Origin of the sequence: Sphingomonas telluris (genome assembly GCF_022568775.1) — a bacterium.
GTDB classification, from domain to species: Bacteria; Pseudomonadota; Alphaproteobacteria; order Sphingomonadales; family Sphingomonadaceae; genus Sphingomicrobium; species Sphingomicrobium telluris.
The window spans coordinates 326,171-341,735 of the sequence record NZ_JAKZHW010000002.1 but is presented as its reverse complement, the minus strand read 5'-3'; the positions used below and the strand labels follow the sequence as shown (position 1 = coordinate 341,735).

13 protein-coding genes and 1 riboswitch are annotated in these 15,565 nt (G+C 65.0%); of the genes, 4 read left to right on the top strand and 9 right to left on the bottom strand.

What is annotated here, in order from left to right; all coding sequences use genetic code 11:
- Positions 1-19: 19 nt before the first annotated feature.
- Both thiC and LZ016_RS12685 read right to left on the bottom strand, forming a co-directional pair.
- On the bottom strand, positions 20-1,855 hold the full coding sequence (gene thiC, locus LZ016_RS12690) for a phosphomethylpyrimidine synthase ThiC (RefSeq protein ID WP_241447828.1): 1,836 nt from the start codon (positions 1,853-1,855) through the stop codon (positions 20-22).
- Positions 1,851-1,960: riboswitch (TPP riboswitch) on the bottom strand. It overlaps the preceding gene by 5 nt.
- Positions 1,961-2,005: 45 nt before the next feature.
- On the bottom strand, positions 2,006-2,488 hold the full coding sequence (locus LZ016_RS12685) for an EF-hand domain-containing protein (RefSeq protein ID WP_241447827.1): 483 nt from the start codon (positions 2,486-2,488) through the stop codon (positions 2,006-2,008).
- Positions 2,489-2,633: 145 nt separating this feature from the next.
- On the opposite strand from LZ016_RS12685, the gene cysD reads away from it, so the two are divergent.
- Together cysD and cysN are read left to right on the top strand one after the other, a co-directional pair.
- The gene (gene cysD, locus LZ016_RS12680; protein WP_241447826.1) at positions 2,634-3,533 is read left to right on the top strand and encodes a sulfate adenylyltransferase subunit CysD; all 900 of its coding nucleotides are present in this window, start codon (positions 2,634-2,636) and stop codon (positions 3,531-3,533) included.
- Positions 3,530-5,425 carry a sulfate adenylyltransferase subunit CysN gene (gene cysN, locus LZ016_RS12675; protein ID WP_241447825.1) on the top strand — a complete coding sequence of 632 codons (1,896 nt, stop codon included), beginning with the start codon at positions 3,530-3,532 and terminating at the stop codon, positions 5,423-5,425. Before cysD ends, cysN begins: the two co-directional genes overlap by 4 nt.
- 1 nt (position 5,426) lies before the next feature.
- On the opposite strand, the gene LZ016_RS12670 is transcribed toward cysN, so the two are convergent.
- The 4 genes from LZ016_RS12670 to LZ016_RS12655 all read right to left on the bottom strand — a co-directional run bounded on the left by LZ016_RS12670 (position 5,427) and on the right by LZ016_RS12655 (position 9,545).
- Positions 5,427-6,266, bottom strand: coding sequence for a MipA/OmpV family protein (locus tag LZ016_RS12670; RefSeq protein WP_241447824.1), 840 nt, complete (start codon positions 6,264-6,266; stop codon positions 5,427-5,429).
- 98 nt (positions 6,267-6,364) lie between these two features.
- On the bottom strand, positions 6,365-6,703 hold the full coding sequence (gene fdxA, locus LZ016_RS12665; protein ID WP_241447823.1) for a ferredoxin FdxA: 339 nt from the start codon (positions 6,701-6,703) through the stop codon (positions 6,365-6,367).
- Positions 6,704-6,753: 50 nt separating this feature from the next.
- On the bottom strand, positions 6,754-7,017 hold the full coding sequence (locus LZ016_RS12660; protein WP_241447822.1) for an RNA-binding S4 domain-containing protein: 264 nt from the start codon (positions 7,015-7,017) through the stop codon (positions 6,754-6,756).
- A gap of 2 nt (positions 7,018-7,019) precedes the next feature.
- Complete coding sequence (locus LZ016_RS12655; RefSeq protein WP_241447821.1) at positions 7,020-9,545, bottom strand: helicase-related protein; 2,526 nt, start codon at positions 9,543-9,545, stop codon at positions 7,020-7,022.
- 64 nt (positions 9,546-9,609) lie between these two features.
- Between LZ016_RS12655 and LZ016_RS12650 the strand changes: the two genes are divergently transcribed.
- Both LZ016_RS12650 and LZ016_RS12645 read left to right on the top strand, forming a co-directional pair.
- Positions 9,610-10,827 carry a M23 family metallopeptidase gene (locus LZ016_RS12650; RefSeq protein ID WP_241447820.1) on the top strand — a complete coding sequence of 406 codons (1,218 nt, stop codon included), beginning with the start codon at positions 9,610-9,612 and terminating at the stop codon, positions 10,825-10,827.
- Between the two features lie 57 nt (positions 10,828-10,884).
- The gene (locus LZ016_RS12645) at positions 10,885-11,388 is read left to right on the top strand and encodes a PilZ domain-containing protein (protein WP_241447819.1); all 504 of its coding nucleotides are present in this window, start codon (positions 10,885-10,887) and stop codon (positions 11,386-11,388) included.
- Between the two features lie 54 nt (positions 11,389-11,442).
- Here LZ016_RS12645 and LZ016_RS12640 read toward each other — a convergent pair whose 3' ends face one another.
- The 3 genes from LZ016_RS12640 to LZ016_RS12630 all read right to left on the bottom strand — a co-directional run bounded on the left by LZ016_RS12640 (position 11,443) and on the right by LZ016_RS12630 (position 15,563).
- Positions 11,443-12,831 (bottom strand): PAS domain-containing protein, encoded by a 1,389-nt coding sequence (locus LZ016_RS12640; RefSeq protein ID WP_241447818.1) that lies wholly within the window; start codon positions 12,829-12,831, stop codon positions 11,443-11,445.
- Between the two features lie 160 nt (positions 12,832-12,991).
- Positions 12,992-13,768 (bottom strand): bestrophin-like domain, encoded by a 777-nt coding sequence (locus LZ016_RS12635; RefSeq protein WP_241447817.1) that lies wholly within the window; start codon positions 13,766-13,768, stop codon positions 12,992-12,994.
- A gap of 109 nt (positions 13,769-13,877) precedes the next feature.
- Entirely contained in the window at positions 13,878-15,563 is a 1,686-nt protein-coding gene (locus tag LZ016_RS12630) for an ATP-binding protein (RefSeq protein ID WP_241447816.1), read from the bottom strand.
- Between the last annotated feature and the right edge of the window lie 2 nt (positions 15,564-15,565).

Here is a 15,565-nt window from a genome sequence, read left to right as displayed (position 1 = left end):
CCGTAATCTTTTTCGGCGATTACTCCGCCGCTGGCACGTAAATCTCGCCGCCTTCCTCGTGGAAGCGCTTGCTCATCTCGGCCATGCCTTCGTCGGCATCCGCTGAGGCCGCTTTCTGCTCCTGCATCCGCGCAAAGTCTCTGACCTCCTGCGTGATCTTCATCGAGCAGAATTTCGGGCCGCACATTGAGCAGAAGTGGGCGGTCTTGGCGCCTTCCGCCGGCAGCGTCTGATCGTGATATTGCTCCGCCGTTTCCGGATCGAGCGACAGGTTGAACTGGTCGCGCCAGCGGAATTCGAAGCGCGCGCGTGAAAGCGCGTCGTCGTGCGCCTTCGCCGCCGGATGGCCCTTCGCCAGGTCGGCCGCATGGGCGGCGAGCTTGTAGGTGACGACGCCGACCTTCACGTCGTCGCGGTCGGGGAGGCCGAGGTGCTCCTTCGGCGTGACGTAGCAGAGCATCGCCGTTCCGAACCAGCCGATCATCGCCGCGCCGATCGCGCTGGTGATGTGGTCGTAGCCCGGCGCGACGTCGGTGGTCAGCGGGCCCAAGGTGTAGAAGGGCGCCTCGCCGCAGCTTTCCAGCTGCTTGTCCATATTCTCCTTGATCTTGTGCATTGGCACGTGGCCGGGGCCCTCGATCATCACCTGGCAGTCGTGCTCCCACGCCTTCTTCGTCAGCTCGCCGAGCGTGTAGAGCTCCGCGAACTGCGCCTCGTCATTGGCGTCGGCGATGCTTCCGGGGCGGAGGCCGTCGCCCAGTGAGAAGGCGATGTCGTAGGCCTTCATGATCTCGCAGAGCTCGTCGAAGCGTTCGTAGAGGAAGCTCTCCTTGTGGTGGGAGAGGCACCACTTGGCCATGATCGAGCCGCCGCGGCTGACGATGCCCGTAACGCGCTTGGCGGTCAGGGGCACGTAGGGCAGGCGGACGCCGGCGTGGATGGTGAAATAGTCGACGCCCTGCTCGGCCTGCTCGATGAGCGTGTCGCGGTAGATCTCCCACGTCAGGTCCTCGGCAATGCCGCCGACCTTCTCCAGCGCCTGGTAGATGGGCACCGTGCCGATCGGCACGGGCGAGTTGCGGATGATCCATTCGCGCGTGTCGTGGATGTTGCGGCCGGTCGACAGGTCCATGACCGTGTCGGCGCCCCAGCGGATCGCCCACACCATCTTGTCGACTTCGGACGCGACGTCGGAGGCGACGGCGCTGTTGCCGATATTGGCGTTGATCTTGACCAGGAAGTTGCGGCCGATCGCCATCGGCTCGGATTCCGGGTGGTTGATGTTGTTGGGGATGATGGCGCGGCCGCGGGCGATCTCGTCGCGGACGAACTCGGGGGTGACGAAGTCGGGGATTGAGGCGCCGAAGTCCTCGCCGTCGCGCGGTGCGTTCAGCGCGGCTTCGCGGCCGAGGTTCTCTCGGATGGCGACATATTCCATCTCGGGCGTGACGATGCCGCGCTTCGCATAGTGCATCTGCGTGACGTTGGCGCCGGGCTTGGCGCGGAGGACGCGTTTGCGGACGTTCGGGAAAGGCTGGACACCGCCGCTGCGATCGGGGCCGAGCTGGCCGTTGTCTTCCGGGCGGACCTCGCGCTGGGCGATTTCCTCGACGTCGCCGCGTCCGCGGATCCAGTCGCGGCGCAGCTCGGGCAGGCCGGCCATGATGTCGATCCGCTGTGCGGGGTCGGTGTAGGGACCGCTGGTGTCGTAGAGGACGACCGGCGGCTCGCCGGACGAGGGCTCCAGATCGACGGCGCGCATGGCGACGCCGAGGGGGCCGACGTGGATCTTGCGGCTGCCGCGAATGGCGCCGGTGGTGACTTTAAGCTCGGTGCGTGCGGGCGCGTCGCCCATAGGACTCTCCTTCTCCCTACGCCGGTCTCAACCGGATCAGGTTCGATGGGTCGTCCGCTCGTGCGAACCTCTCAAGCGCCGATCAGCGCTCCCCCAGGGAAGAGTCGTCCTTAGGCCCACGGGGCTGGACACGCCAGCCTGCGATTGGCCTTAGCGCGAGGCGGCCTTCGCCTGCTCCTCGCGCGTGACCTTGCCGTCCTTGTTGGTGTCGGCGCGGTCGAAGGCGGCGAGCGGAAGGGCCTGATATTCGGCCTTGCTGACCTTGCCGTCCTTGTTGGTATCGAACTTGGCTAGGAGGTCCTGCGGCGACGCGTTCGCCTTGACCTTGGCGACGGCCTTGAACTCGGCGAGGCTCAGCGAGCCGTTCTTGTCGGTGTCGAGCTTCTGGAATTGCGCCGTCACCTGCGCGTCGACCTTTTCCTGGGCCGCGGCGATGCCCTTCGCTTCCATCGACTGCATTTCCTGAGCGGTGATGAAGCCGTCGTTGTTGGCGTCGGCCTTGTCGAAGCTCGCCTCGAGATTCTTGACGAATTCGGTGCGAACGGCGGCCTCAGGAGCTGCGGGCGCCTGCGCCTGCGCAGCAACCGCGGTGGCTGCGAGGAAAACCGTTGCGAAAGTTAGGCGCGTGAACACTTCAGCCTCCTGCTAAATCATTGAACTCAAGCGGTCTGTTGCATCCGCCCTTGCTCCATGATGAACCCGCGGGCCGGTGGAGTCACCCCCGGGAAACTTGCGAGGGCACTTTCATAATCCAGCGCGGGGCGGCATCAGAGCGCGCATGCGAGCGCTCACGCATCTCGACCGGCTGGAAGCCGAGAGCATCCACATCCTGCGCGAAACGGTCGCGGAGGCCGAACGGCCGGTGATGCTCTATTCGATCGGCAAGGATTCGGCGGTGATGCTGCACCTGGCGAAGAAGGCCTTCTTCCCGGCGCCTTTGCCCTTCCCACTGCTGCACGTGGACACCACGTGGAAATTCCGCGCCATGTACGAACTGCGCGACAAGGTGGCGGCGGATCCCGCGGTAGATCTGATCGTCTACACGAACCCGGAGGCGGAGCGGCTGGGCATCAATCCGTTCGATCACGGCCCCGTGCACACGGACATGTGGAAGACCGAAGGGCTGAAGCAGGCGCTCGACAAATACGGCTTCGACGCGGCGTTCGGCGGCGCGCGGCGCGACGAGGAAAAGAGCCGTGCGAAGGAGCGCATCTTCAGCTTCCGCGACCGCAACCATCGCTGGGATCCGAAGCGGCAGCGGCCGGAGCTCTGGTCGCTCTACAACGTCAAGAAGAACAAGGGCGAAAGCGTCCGCGTCTTCCCGCTGTCGAACTGGACCGAGCTCGACGTGTGGCAATACATCCTGCGCGAGAAGATCGAGATCGTGCCGCTCTATTTCGCGGACGAGCGGCCGGTGGTCGAACGCGACGGCCTGATGCTGATGGTCGACGACGAGCGCATCCCGCTGAACGGCGAGCAGCCGGAGATGCGCCGCGTGCGGTTCCGGACATTGGGGTGCTACCCCCTCACGGGCGCTGTCGAGAGCAGCGCCAGCACGGTCGAGGAGATCGTCGCCGAGATGCTCGTCACGACCACGTCGGAACGGCAGGGCCGTGCCATTGACCGCGACGCCGGCGCAGCGAGCATGGAGAAGAAGAAGCAGGAGGGTTACTTTTGAACGCTCCTGTCGACATCAACGCCTGGCTTGCCGAGCAGGAGCGCAAGGAGCTCTTGCGCTTCATCACCTGCGGGAGCGTGGACGACGGCAAGTCGACGCTGATCGGCCGGCTGCTCTACGACACCAAGCAGATTTTCGACGACCAGCTGTCCGCGCTCGAGGCGGACAGCAAGCGGCACGGGACGCAAGGCGAAGGCATTGATTTCGCGCTGCTCGTCGACGGGCTTTCCGCGGAGCGCGAGCAGGGCATCACCATCGACGTCGCCTACCGCTTCTTCGCCAGTGACAAGCGCAAGTTCATCGTCGCCGACACGCCGGGGCACGAGCAATACACGCGCAACATGGTCACCGGCGCGTCGACCGCCGACCTGGCCGTGCTGCTGGTGGATTCGCGCAAGGGCGTGCTCACCCAAACGCGTCGGCACTCCTATCTCGCGAAGCTGATCGGCATTCGGCACTTCGTATTGGCCGTGACGAAGATGGACCTCGTCGATTTCGACCAAGCGGCCTTCGACGCGATCGTCGCGGACTACCGGACCTTCGCGGACGAGATCGGCATCAGGGACTGGGTCGGCATCCCCGTATCCGGCCTCGGCGGGGACAATATCGGCGAGCGCAGCGTGCGCACGCCCTGGTACGACGGGCCCAGCCTGCTTGAGCATTTGAACATCGTTCCACTGGACGCGGCGGCGGATGCGGAGAAGCCGCTGCGGATGCCGGTGCAGTGGGTCAACCGGCCAAACCTGTCGTTCCGCGGCTTCACAGGTCAGATCGCATCGGGGTCGGTGACGCGGTCACAAGACATTCGCGTTCTGCCTTCGGGCCGTACGACGCGGATCGAGCGCATCGTGACGGCCGACGGCGATCTGGAAACGGCCGTTGCTGGGCAGTCCGTGACCCTGACGTTCTCGCACGAGGTCGATTGCTCGCGCGGCGACGTGATTGCCGCCGCTGACTCACCGCCAGAGGTCGCGGACCAGTTCGAAGCGACGATCGTCTGGATGGACGAGCACGAGATGCTTCCGGGCCGCGGCTACTGGCTGAAGCTCGGGACGCAGATGGTGACGGCGACCGTTCACCACCCGAAATATGAGATCAACGTCAACACGCTCGAGCATCTTGCAGCCAAAACGCTCGAGCTGAACTCGATCGGCATTGCCGAGATCGCCACCGATCGGGAGGTCGTCTTCGAGCCTTATGCGGTCGAGCGCGGTTCGCCCAATCGCGCGCTCGGCGGCTTCATCCTGATCGACAAGCTGACCAACGCGACGGTTGCTGCAGGCATGCTGCACTTCGCGCTTCGGCGGGCGATGAACATCCATCGCCAGCCGCTGGAAGTCAGCCGCGAGACGCATGCCGGCCTCAAGGGCCAGAAGCCGGCGGTGCTGTGGTTCACCGGACTGTCGGGCTCCGGCAAATCGACCATCGCCAATCTCGTCGAGAAGAGGCTGGCGGCGCGCGGACGGCACACCTTCCTGCTCGACGGCGACAACGTCCGGCACGGCCTCAACCGCGATCTTGGCTTCACCGAGGCCGACCGCATCGAGAACATCCGCCGCGTCGGCGAGGTGGCGAGATTGATGGCCGATGCGGGTCTGATCGTGCTCACCGCCTTCATTTCGCCCTTCCGCGCCGAGCGCGAAATGGTGCGCAAGATGCTGCCGGAAGGCGAATTCATCGAAGTCTTCGTCGACACGCCGCTTGCCGAGGCGGAGAAGCGCGACCCCAAGGGCCTCTACGCCAAGGCGCGGCTGGGTGAGATCAAGAACTTCACCGGCATCGACAGCCCGTACGAGGCGCCCGACGACGCCGAAATCGTCATCGACACGCTGACGATGTCCGCAGACGAAGCCGCGGACCGCATCGTCGAGGAGCTACTGAAGCGGCGCTAGCCTACCAGGTGTAAGCGAGGCCCAGCGCGCCGAACCACTGGCTGGAGCTGCCCCGCAGGTCGACGATCGGGCTGTCCTTGAAGTCGCCGGTCAGCTTCGTGTAACCGCCCGCACCAAACAGCGAGAGCCCGCCAGTCAGGTCGCCGGTCAACGACTGGTTGGCGATGAGGCCCAGGCGCCAATGCTTCAGTCCGCCATCGGCATCATAGGCCGGCAGACCGCTGGCAAGAGCCTCGGTCGGCGTGATGCTGTAGTAGTAATTGGCGTATCCGCCCCCGGCCCATTCCATGCTGAACGACGCACCCACATAGGTCGTGCGCGACAGCGGAGTCCCGAAATCGACGGTGGGCGTGATCAGCGTCGACTTGTGGGCGCCGCCGACGTCGTGGAGAACGTCTACACGGAAGCTCAGAGAATCGTACGGGTTGGTCAGGCCGTGGAAGCTGACGCCTGCGAATCCGCCCACTTCGATCGCCGCGTCCAGTGTGGGCAGCCGATCGACAAACTCGTCATCGACATTCTTGCGCCGGTTCAGGCGAACGCCGGCGATCGGGCCGAGATCGAAGTCGGTCTGGCCTTCGCCGCGCTTGATCAGGTCGACGTAGAGCCAGGTGGCACGGGTGAAGAAATCGAAACCGCTGACGCGTCCCCGAGCGAAGCCGACGGGGATGAACATGTAATCGTTGGAGCCTTCGTAGTCAGGGATGATACCGGCGCCGCCACCGACCGTGAACGTGTCCGACCGGTCGTTCGGATCGGGAAGCGGCTGGTCGGCCGACTGAGCAAGCGCTGGAGACGACAGAAGAGCGGCGGCCGCCGCCAACATAAGACTGACACGCATCTGCGAACCCCCTGTTTGGTTCGGTTGCCGAACGACCTCATCGTAGGCCAGTTCCGCCCTCATCCCAACAGCGGGAAAAACATCGTTATTGCGGCAGTTTAGTCGCCCTGACCGGGCTCGGTGCTGAAATATTTGTCGAACTTGCCCTCTTCGCCCTTGTGCTCGTCGGCGTCGGCTGGGCTGTCCTTCTTGCGCGTGATGTTCGGCCATTCGGCGGAATAGGTCGAATTGACCTCCAGCCATTTTTCGAGGCCGCTCTCCGTATCGGGAAGGATCGCCTCGGCAGGGCATTCGGGCTCGCACACGCCGCAATCGATGCACTCGTTCGGATTGATCACGAGCATGTTCTCGCCTTCGTAGAAACAATCGACCGGACAGACCTCGACGCAGTCCATATATTTGCAGCGGATGCAGGCGTCGGTGACGACGTAGGTCATGTGCGAGAGCTCCCTTTGACCCCGTTCGCTAAGAGCGAGCGCGAGCCTCGTCAATCGCCGGAGTTAGCGACCAGTTCCTCGTAGCAGAGGCGCGCCTCGCTGGCGGGACCGCGGCGCTCCGGCAGAGCGAGAACGCGCAGCACCCGCACTTCGCCTCTCAGCGGCATGGCGATGACGCTTCCAACCTGGACCTGGTCGCTCGTCTTCTCGACGCGCTTGCCGTCGATGCGGACATGGCCTTCATCGATGACGCTCTGGGCGAGCGTGCGGCTTTTCAGAAGCCGGATGAAGAAGAGGTAGCGATCGATCCGCAAGGCTAGCGCTTTAGCTTCGCGAGCTCCGCAAAGGCGTGCGACTGCGTGGTGCGACGATCGGTCTTCGGCGGACGGCGCCCACGCCAGCGCCAGGCTTCGCCCGCCCGGGTGAAGCCGACTTCCTCCATCAGCTTGGCAAGCGCTGCGGGTTCAAGGCCGACCGACGTGGCAAGTTCCTGATCAACCGGCTCCTCGCCGCCGGCCGAGCGAACCTTGTGCGCGTGGCTCGCGAGGCGGTCGGCAAGGTCGATGCGCAGCCATTGCGGGCCAATCCTGCGATAGGCAAGCGATGCTCCTCGCGCGTCGGCATCGCTGCCCAAGGCCGCTGCGCCCGGCTGCGGAAGCTTGGGCATCGATGCGTTCGTCCGGACTGCGACCAGCGCTGCACGCCACTGCTGGGACGATGGCTTCAGCAGCGCGTGGACGAAGACGTCGAGCGGGCCGAGCCGGATGCCGAGCTTGTGCAGCGTCTGACGGTCCTGCTGTTCGAGCGCGGCGATCGCGCCGACCAGGGCGCGCCGCGGAAGGACACCGCCGGCATCGGTCAGCATGGCGGCAAGCGCGCGGACGCCGGGCGAGCTGGAACGATCGGTGGCAGCGGCCGCCAGCTTTTTGAGGGCCCGGACATGGCGGTCGACTTGTGCATCGACCCAGGCTTCCAGCCGCGCCCGCAACTCCGCGCGGCGCTGGGCCGAGAGTTGGTCGAGCGCCCTGCTGGTCCGCAGAGCCGGCTCGAGCAGCGAACGGCCCGGCGCGAGACGTGCGAGCACGTTCCCGTGCCATGCGACGGCGAGCATGCCGTTGTCCTCGACGTGCAGCTGGAAGGTATCGTCGGGCGCCTCGATCAGCGACTTCGCGCGCCGGTCGAGCTCTTCGCCCAAGCGGCGCTCGGCGGCGGCGAGAAGCAGGCGCTTGTCGGCGAGGCGGGCGTTCGGATCGACCCGGAAATCGAAGCCGGAGAGATGGCCGATCGGCTCGGGCCCGACGCTGACCTCGCCATCCGCGGCGACGGTGACCGGAAGCGCGCTGGAGCCGCGCGCGCCAATGTCGCGGACGAGCACGGCGGTGCGGCGATCGACGAAGCGCTGCGTCAGGCGTTCATGGAGCGCATCCGACAGGCGCGCTTCGACCTCGCGAGTGCGCTCCGCCCATTTCGCGGGATCGGCGAGCCAGTCGGCGCGATGCGCGATGTAAGCCCAGCTGCGGATGCCGGCGAGGCGATCGGCCAGCGCCTCGATGTCGCCGCTGACATTGTCGAGACGCGTGACTTCCGCCGCGAACCATTCGTGCGGGATGTGGCCGCCCTCGCCGATGTAGGTGAAGAGGCGGCGGACCATGCGGGCGTGGTGCATCGGCCCGACCTTGCGGAAGTCGGGCAGGCCGCAGACGTTCCACAGCCGACGGGCCGCCAGTCCCTTCTTCGCGGCGATGGCGGGATCCTCGGCGATCAGCTTGAGCACGGACAGGTCCATGGCCTCGGGCGCCGGGCGGATGATCGGGTCGTCGCTCTTGCGTTCGAGGCTGGCGATCAGCGCTCGGACGTCGGTGAAATCGAGCTCCGGATTGCGCCAGTAGACGAAGTCGAGGCGGCGGAAGCGGTGCTCCTCGATCGCCGTGATTTCCTCGTCGCTGAAGGAGGTGCTTTCCCTCTCGCCGAAGCCCAGCGTTCCGAACGTGCCGTCGCGCTGGTGGCGGCCCGCACGCCCGGCGATCTGCGCCATTTCGGCGATGCTGAGCCGGCGGTCGCGGCGGCCGTCGAACTTTTCGAGACCGGCGAAGGCGACATGGCTGACATCCATGTTGAGGCCCATGCCGATGGCGTCGGTGGCAACGAGGTAGTCGACCTCCCCGCGCTGGAACATCGCCACCTGCGCATTGCGGGTGGCTGGCGACAGAGCGCCCATCACCACGGCCGCGCCGCCGCGGAAGCGACGGAGCATCTCCGCCAGCGCGTAAACCTGCTCGGCGGAGAAGGCGACAACTGCGGACCGAGGGGGAAGCCGCGACAGCTTCACGTTGCCGGCGTAGCGGAGCGTCGAAAAGCGCGGTCGGCTAACGATCTCAGCCTCCGGCAGCAACTCGCGGACGATCGGCTTCAGGGTGTCCGAGCCGAGGATGAGGGTTTCCTCACGGCCTCGAGCGCGAAGCATGCGATCGGTGAAGACGTGGCCGCGTTCCGGGTCGATGCCGAGCTGGGCTTCATCGATGGCGACGAAGGCGAACTGCTCCGGGAACGGCCCCTCCTTGGGACGGTCGTCGCGGCCAGTCCTCACCGGCATCGATTCCGCGGTGCACAGCACGTAGCGCGCGTTCGGCGGAACGATGCGCTCCTCGCCCGTCAGCAGCGCCACCAGTTTCTCGCCCTTGATGGCGACGACGCGCTCGTAGACCTCGCGCGCCAGGAGCCGAAGCGGGAAGCCGATGACTCCCGAGGAATGCGCACACATACGCTCGATGGCGAGATGAGTCTTGCCGGTGTTGGTCGGACCCAGAATGGCCCGGACCGGAGCGTCAGAACGGCGCGTCACAAGCACGAATGTGGCAGCGCGCGGAGGGAACGCAAGGTTCCTGCGACGAACGGCGGATTTTTAAATGGTCGTTAACCGTGTTCTGCGCATCACGGCCCTGAAAGGGCGGAATTTGCTTCAGGCGCGCAAGGACTGGCTGGAAGACCGCGAGGGTGGCGAGGTCGTCGCCTTTCCGCGCAGCCCGGTCGAAGCGCCCCGCGAATTCGGACGCCGCGAGCCCAAGCGTATCGATCTTCTGGTCGATCTGCACGCCGAAGACATCGGCCCGCGCTGGTTCCGCGGCGCCGCGACGCTCGCGGGCCTGTGCTGCACGGCCATCTTTCTTTCGCCCAGCTTTAATCCGGCCAGCCTCGTTCCCGCAAAGTCCAGGGCACCGGAGATCATCAAGACGGTCCCGCTCAGCGAGCTTGCCGCCGGGCAGCTTCCGCAGGAGGCCGAAGCACCGGCCATGCCGAAAGTCGCGGGCGTTCAGATGGGCTCGCGCGGGACGATCCAGCGTATCAGCGGCGACGTCACCGAGGGCCTCTACTGGTCGCTTCGCGCGGCCGGCGCTTCGCCGACGATCGCCACGGAATATCTCAAGGCCATCGCGACGCACATGGACGTGGGCGAGGTCGCGCCCTTCGACCGCTTCGACTTCGCCATTGCCAAGGGCGCCGACGGAAAGCCGGACCAGCTGATCTACGCCGGCATCGATCGCGCGCAGTACGACGACGTGAAGCTGCTGAAATGGAACAATAAGGGCCAGTCGAGCTGGTTCGACGGCAGCGCTGCGCCGCAAGTCTCGGCCGGGCTGATGGCGCCGGTTGCGGGCCGCATCACCTCCGGCTTCGGTTGGCGCTTTCATCCGATCCTGCATTTCGGCCGGCTCCACGCCGGTATCGACTTTGGCGCGCCTACCGGAGCGCCAATCGTGGCTGCAGCGGACGGGCAGGTCGTCGCGGCCGGCTATGCCGGGGGTTACGGGCGACAGGTTCGCATCGTCCATTCGACCGGAATCGTGACCACTTATTCGCACATGAGTTCGATTGCCGCTTCTCCGGGCCTCCAGGTCCGCCAGGGCCAGGTGATCGGCTATGTCGGCTCAAGCGGGCTCGCCACGGGCCCGCACCTGCACTTCGAGGTCCGTATCAACGGCCAGCCGGTAAATCCGCTAACCGCACGTCTCGTGAGCAGGCCGACGGTCGAAGCGCCCCAACTGGCAGCGTTCAAGGCGCGGTTGAAGGACCTGCTGTCGATTCCAATGACGCCGCGCGGCCCCGCTCCGTCCGCCGCATTGTAGGCTTCGAAACAACCATTTGTTCACTCCCTTGCGCAATGAAGAGGGCGGAGGACGCAAATGAGCGCATCCGTCTTGAAAATTGAGGACCAGCCCGATCGTAGACGCGCGAACCGGGCAGCATTGCGTCTGAGCGCGACCGTCCGCGAGCAAGGCCGCAGCCGTGCAAGCGTCCGCGTCATCGATATTTCCACTCACGGCTGCCGGATCGAGGCGACTTCGGGCGCTTCGGCGGACACCTGGCTGTGGCTGAGCATCGCCGGCATCGAGACCCAATATTGCCGCGTCGTCTGGCGCGCGTCGGAGTTCGCGGGTCTGGAATTTGCGACTCCGCTCGCCGAGGCAGTGCTGGAGCGGCTGCTTCAGGATCAGAAGGTCCTGTCGGAAAAGGCGGTGAAGGAGCTGCGCGACATTGCGGCCCGTACGCACCGTCTCGCCGGCAAGAAGAGCGACGAAGAGGCCGAGGCCCTCGCCGAGCTTTCGCGCAAATGCGCCGTCGAAGCGGTCGTCGAAGGCCTGCGGCTGGGCGAGGCGGAAGCGGCCCAGGCGAAAAAGCCCCAATAAGAAAAGGGCCGGCGCGAGGCCGACCCTTTCTCATTCCACCGGAAATACGATCGTTCAGGCGGCTGCGCGGGTCGATCCGTTGAGGATCTGGCCGAGGCCGCCCTGCGATTCGATATGCTCGGCGAGCGTACCGCGCGGCAGATCCTGCTTCAGCGCCCAAGCGAGCACTGCCTCGAGCTGCGCAATGGTCGCATCGTCGCAAAGGCCGCCAAAAGCGAGCTTCACGACCGGCTGCATCGGCGAGCGGAGCTGGATCTTCAGCCCCTGCTCTTCGACCAGCTTCAGATATTCCTCGGGCTTGTCCTCCGCGTCGAGCGCGAAGTCGTAAGCAGCGCTCAGGCCTTCATAGAGTGCGGCATTGCTCCGCAACTTTGCCATGCGCGCCTCGTCGGCCTTCGCACGGACGTCTGCAAGTTTGGTCTGCAAGGGTCCCTCCACCGATTGATTGGGTTCTTCCAGATTCTCTTCGAATTGCTGTTCCGGCGCGGCCGGCTCGTTCGCGCCGACCTCGACGACCTTGCCGTAGAAACCGCCGACCGTGGCGAGGCTGCCGAGCAGCTTCGCCGAGAAGCCGTGACGCTTCTCTTCGGGCGCTTCCGCAACCGCTTCTTCGAAAACATGTTCAGGCTCGGGAGCGGCCTCAGCCACCTCGTCCTCGAGGATGGCTTCGAGCTCCACTTCCGGAGTGGGCTCATCCTCCGCTTCATCGAAGACCGATGGGGCCTGCTCAGGGAGTTTAGCTTCAACTTCCTCGACGGGTGCCTCGAGCTCGGCTTCGGGCTCGTCCTCGTCGAGGCGGCCGAGCGGCACCTCCGGAAGGTCCGCGTGATCGGTCTCAACGAATTCGTTTTCGATCGCCGCCTCGGCCTCGACGACGTCTTCTAGCTCGTAAGCCTCCGGCCCCTCGGGCTGAACTTCAGCCTCCGGCGCCGCCTCAGCCTCAGGCGCGGCCTCAGCCTCGGCGGCAACCTTGGGCTCGGCCTCTGCCTCGCCCTCGGCCGCACCGGCGCCCAGGCTAACGAAACCATAGACGTAATCGACATAGGTTCCGGTCGAGCTGAACGGCAGGAGCGTGACCCAGCAGCGTGTCAGGCCGGCAGAGCCCTCGAATTCGTCGGCGAAAGCGAGCGCCTGCTTGGACCGGGATACTTCGGGGAGCCGCTCGGCGATGCAGGACAGGAGCGAGGGGCAGGCCGCCTCGCTGATCCGCTCCACCTTCGGCCCGTCCTTGATGGCCTGACCCTGGTGGCGGATGTCGGCATCTTCGCCGCCGCCAATCAGCTCGAGCAGAACGCTGCATGGGCCGGCGTCTGAAATCTCCAGCGGGTCCAGATCGCGGATCGGCGGGAACTGCCGGTCGCGGCGGATGGACAGCCAATAATTGAAAACGGTCGCATGCCGGCGCCGCTCGGGTGCCGCAATGTCGTTGAATCCGCTGAGCAACGTCTCAGCCGATGAATCACTAGCTGCCTGCAAACCGGAGACGGAAGCTCCCATTCGACCCTCTGCCTTGAATTCCCCGGAGAGGGTTTTGCGCCCGGCAATTCTTAGAAAGGGTTAACTTGCGTCACATCCTATCAGGAAATTGACGCGAGCTGTCCGGTCAGGTGACCAGCTCTCTCAGCGGACCCGAATCCAGACGCATCAATCCGCGGCGAGGCCGATCGAAATCGATGATCAGGTATATGACCAGGCACACCAGACAGAGAACCACGTAGGTCGGGAGGCGGTCAGGGTGGGCGGACGCACCGGAAATGTACGCCAGTACCGCTCCCGAACCGAGTGAAAGGGCGAAAAGCATCAAGAGGGCCGCCTGGGGAACCCTTCGCTCACGCGCCGCCTCGCGCTGGCGTGAAACTTCGTTGAGCTTGAGGAGCGCTTCGGTCAGCTCCGAAAATTGCACCGAGCGGACTTCGGCATCGGGCGCTTCGTAATTTGCGCTATCCGTGGCAATTTTCCACATCTCGGTGTGCAGCGAACGCGACTTGGCGATGGCCTCGCGCTCACGGGGAGGATCATTGCCGACCTCGAGAAACGCAATGCGCTGCTCCAGGTAGCTGCCGAGCAGCGCGAGGGCCTGAGCCTTCGGCTGGGGAGCGAGATAATCCATGCCGTTCCGCACCGACTGGATCGCCGTGGCCTCGCTGACGATCAGGTTCTTGCGCAGATCGAAGCGCGTAACGGACAGACTGAAGGTGAACGCGAGCATCAGGGCCATCAGCGCCAGCACTGCCGCCGTCAGCGCCGTGTGGATGTCTTGCGCATTGTTCCAGGTGTTGCGGCCGTACTTCCTGCCAACCAGGATTCCAGCCTCGACGACCGCAATGGTCGCAAGGAGCAAGAGCCCGATGATGACGAGAGAGGGAGTCTCGTAAAGCATTCGACGCTCCTGCCGCGTGCGGCGCACAATGCAGATTCCAGCGGCGCTCGTCGAGCGCGCGATGGAACTGCTGTTTTCAGGAGCTTAGCGAGTGGACGCGGATGCGGGTTTAGCGGCCGTGGCCGCGCCAGCGCTTGATGGTGCGCTGGATGATTCCCTCTTCGCCGCCGGTTTCGCGCCACAAGGCGGCGAAGCTCGGATCGGCCGAGGCCGGCCGCTTTTCGGGCTCGAGGTCGTCGAAGCGCACGCGGATCGGAATGGCGACACCTTCACCGCAGGCGATGCACTCGCGGTTGCGGAGAGCCGGGATCGCGTCGAGGAAGCCGCGGGCGCCTTCGGGCATGGCTGCACGGACGCAGGCCTGGTCTCGCTCGTTGTTCAGACGCATCGAGATGATCGTGCCGCATTGCGAAAGCACGCCTTCGGCCAAGTCGGACGGACGCTGCGTGATCAGACCCAGCGAGACGCCGTACTTACGGCCTTCCTTGGCGATACGCTCAAGAATGCGGCGAACGGCCTGGCCGGCGGCGTTCTCGTCCTTCGGAACGTAGCGGTGCGCCTCTTCGCAGACGAGCAGGATCGGGCGCTGCGGTTCGGTGCGCGACCAGATCGCAAAGTCGAACACCATTCGTGCAAGCACCGAGACGACGACCGATGTGATGTCCGACGGAACACCCGACACGTCCACGATTGAGATCGGACGGCCGTTGGCAGGGAGGCGAAACAGCTTGGACACGAAAGAGCCCATCGAGTCCGTGACCATCATTCCCGAGAACATGAAGGTGTAGCGGGGATCGGCCTTGAGCTCGTCGAGCTTGTTCTTGAGGCGGGCATAAGGCGTCGTGTCGCCGGCGCGGTCGAGCTTGCCCATCTCGTGGACGATGATCCCGTTGAGGTCGGTCAGCAGATACGGGATCGGCGAATCCACCGTGACCTTGCCGAACTGCTCGGCCATCTTTCCCTTGGTGCGCGCAGCGAGAAGGCACTTCGCGAGGATGTCGGCATCGCGCTGACGCTCGGCGCCATCGGTCGTCAGGAGCACTTCGCAATGCTCCTCGAAGTTCATGAGCCAGTACGGCAGCTGAAGATTGTCGACGTTGAAGAGCTCTCCGCAGTCCTTAAACGCGGCGGAATATTCGCCGTGCGGGTCGATCATCACGATGTGACCCTCGGGGCTGAGCTCCGAGATGCGGTGAAGGATCAGCGAGACCGAGGTCGACTTACCGGTACCGGTCGATCCCAGGACCGCGAAGTGCTTGGACAGCATCGGGTCGACGTAGAGCGCGCCGCGGATGTCGTCGGTCGGATAGACGGTCCCGATCTCGATGTGCGGCTCGTCGCTGGCTGCGAACACCGAGCGCAGATCCTGCGTGGTGACCGGAATGACCTTGTCGCCCGGGATCGGGTAGCGGGTCACACCGCGACGGAAGCTGGACATGCCGCCGTTGGCGTCCCGCGAGCCTTCGCCCAGGAAGTCGATCGCAGCGAGGACTTCGCCGTTCTCGCCGCTCTTCATGGTGCGGACGTTGGCGATGAGCCAGCTCTTGCCGACGGCCATTTTCACTTGGCTGCCGACCTGGCCGGACATGGCGACGGACGGATCGGAATGGTCGTGGATCGCTGCGAGAGCGGCGCCATCCATGCGGATTTGCGAGCCGGAGCCAGCGATTTCGACGACTGAACCGATGGGCTCCAGCTTGGCCGCAGGCGCCGCCTGCGGCGTGGGCGCTCCCGCTTCATCGCTGAAGCTGCTGATTTCCCTTACGAAACTCTGCAGGTTCGACTGTTCGTCCATCA

Coding starts and splice junctions, on each gene's coding strand:
- thiC (WP_241447828.1), bottom strand. CDS start 1,855: ATGGGCGACGCGCCCGCACGCACCGAGCTTAAAGTCACCACCGGCGCC.
- cysD (WP_241447826.1), top strand. CDS start 2,634: ATGCGAGCGCTCACGCATCTCGACCGGCTGGAAGCCGAGAGCATCCAC.
- LZ016_RS12670 (WP_241447824.1), bottom strand. CDS start 6,266: ATGCGTGTCAGTCTTATGTTGGCGGCGGCCGCCGCTCTTCTGTCGTCT.
- fdxA (WP_241447823.1), bottom strand. CDS start 6,703: ATGACCTACGTCGTCACCGACGCCTGCATCCGCTGCAAATATATGGAC.
- LZ016_RS12650 (WP_241447820.1), top strand. CDS start 9,610: ATGGTCGTTAACCGTGTTCTGCGCATCACGGCCCTGAAAGGGCGGAAT.
- LZ016_RS12645 (WP_241447819.1), top strand. CDS start 10,885: ATGAGCGCATCCGTCTTGAAAATTGAGGACCAGCCCGATCGTAGACGC.
- LZ016_RS12635 (WP_241447817.1), bottom strand. CDS start 13,768: ATGCTTTACGAGACTCCCTCTCTCGTCATCATCGGGCTCTTGCTCCTT.
- LZ016_RS12630 (WP_241447816.1), bottom strand. CDS start 15,563: ATGGACGAACAGTCGAACCTGCAGAGTTTCGTAAGGGAAATCAGCAGC.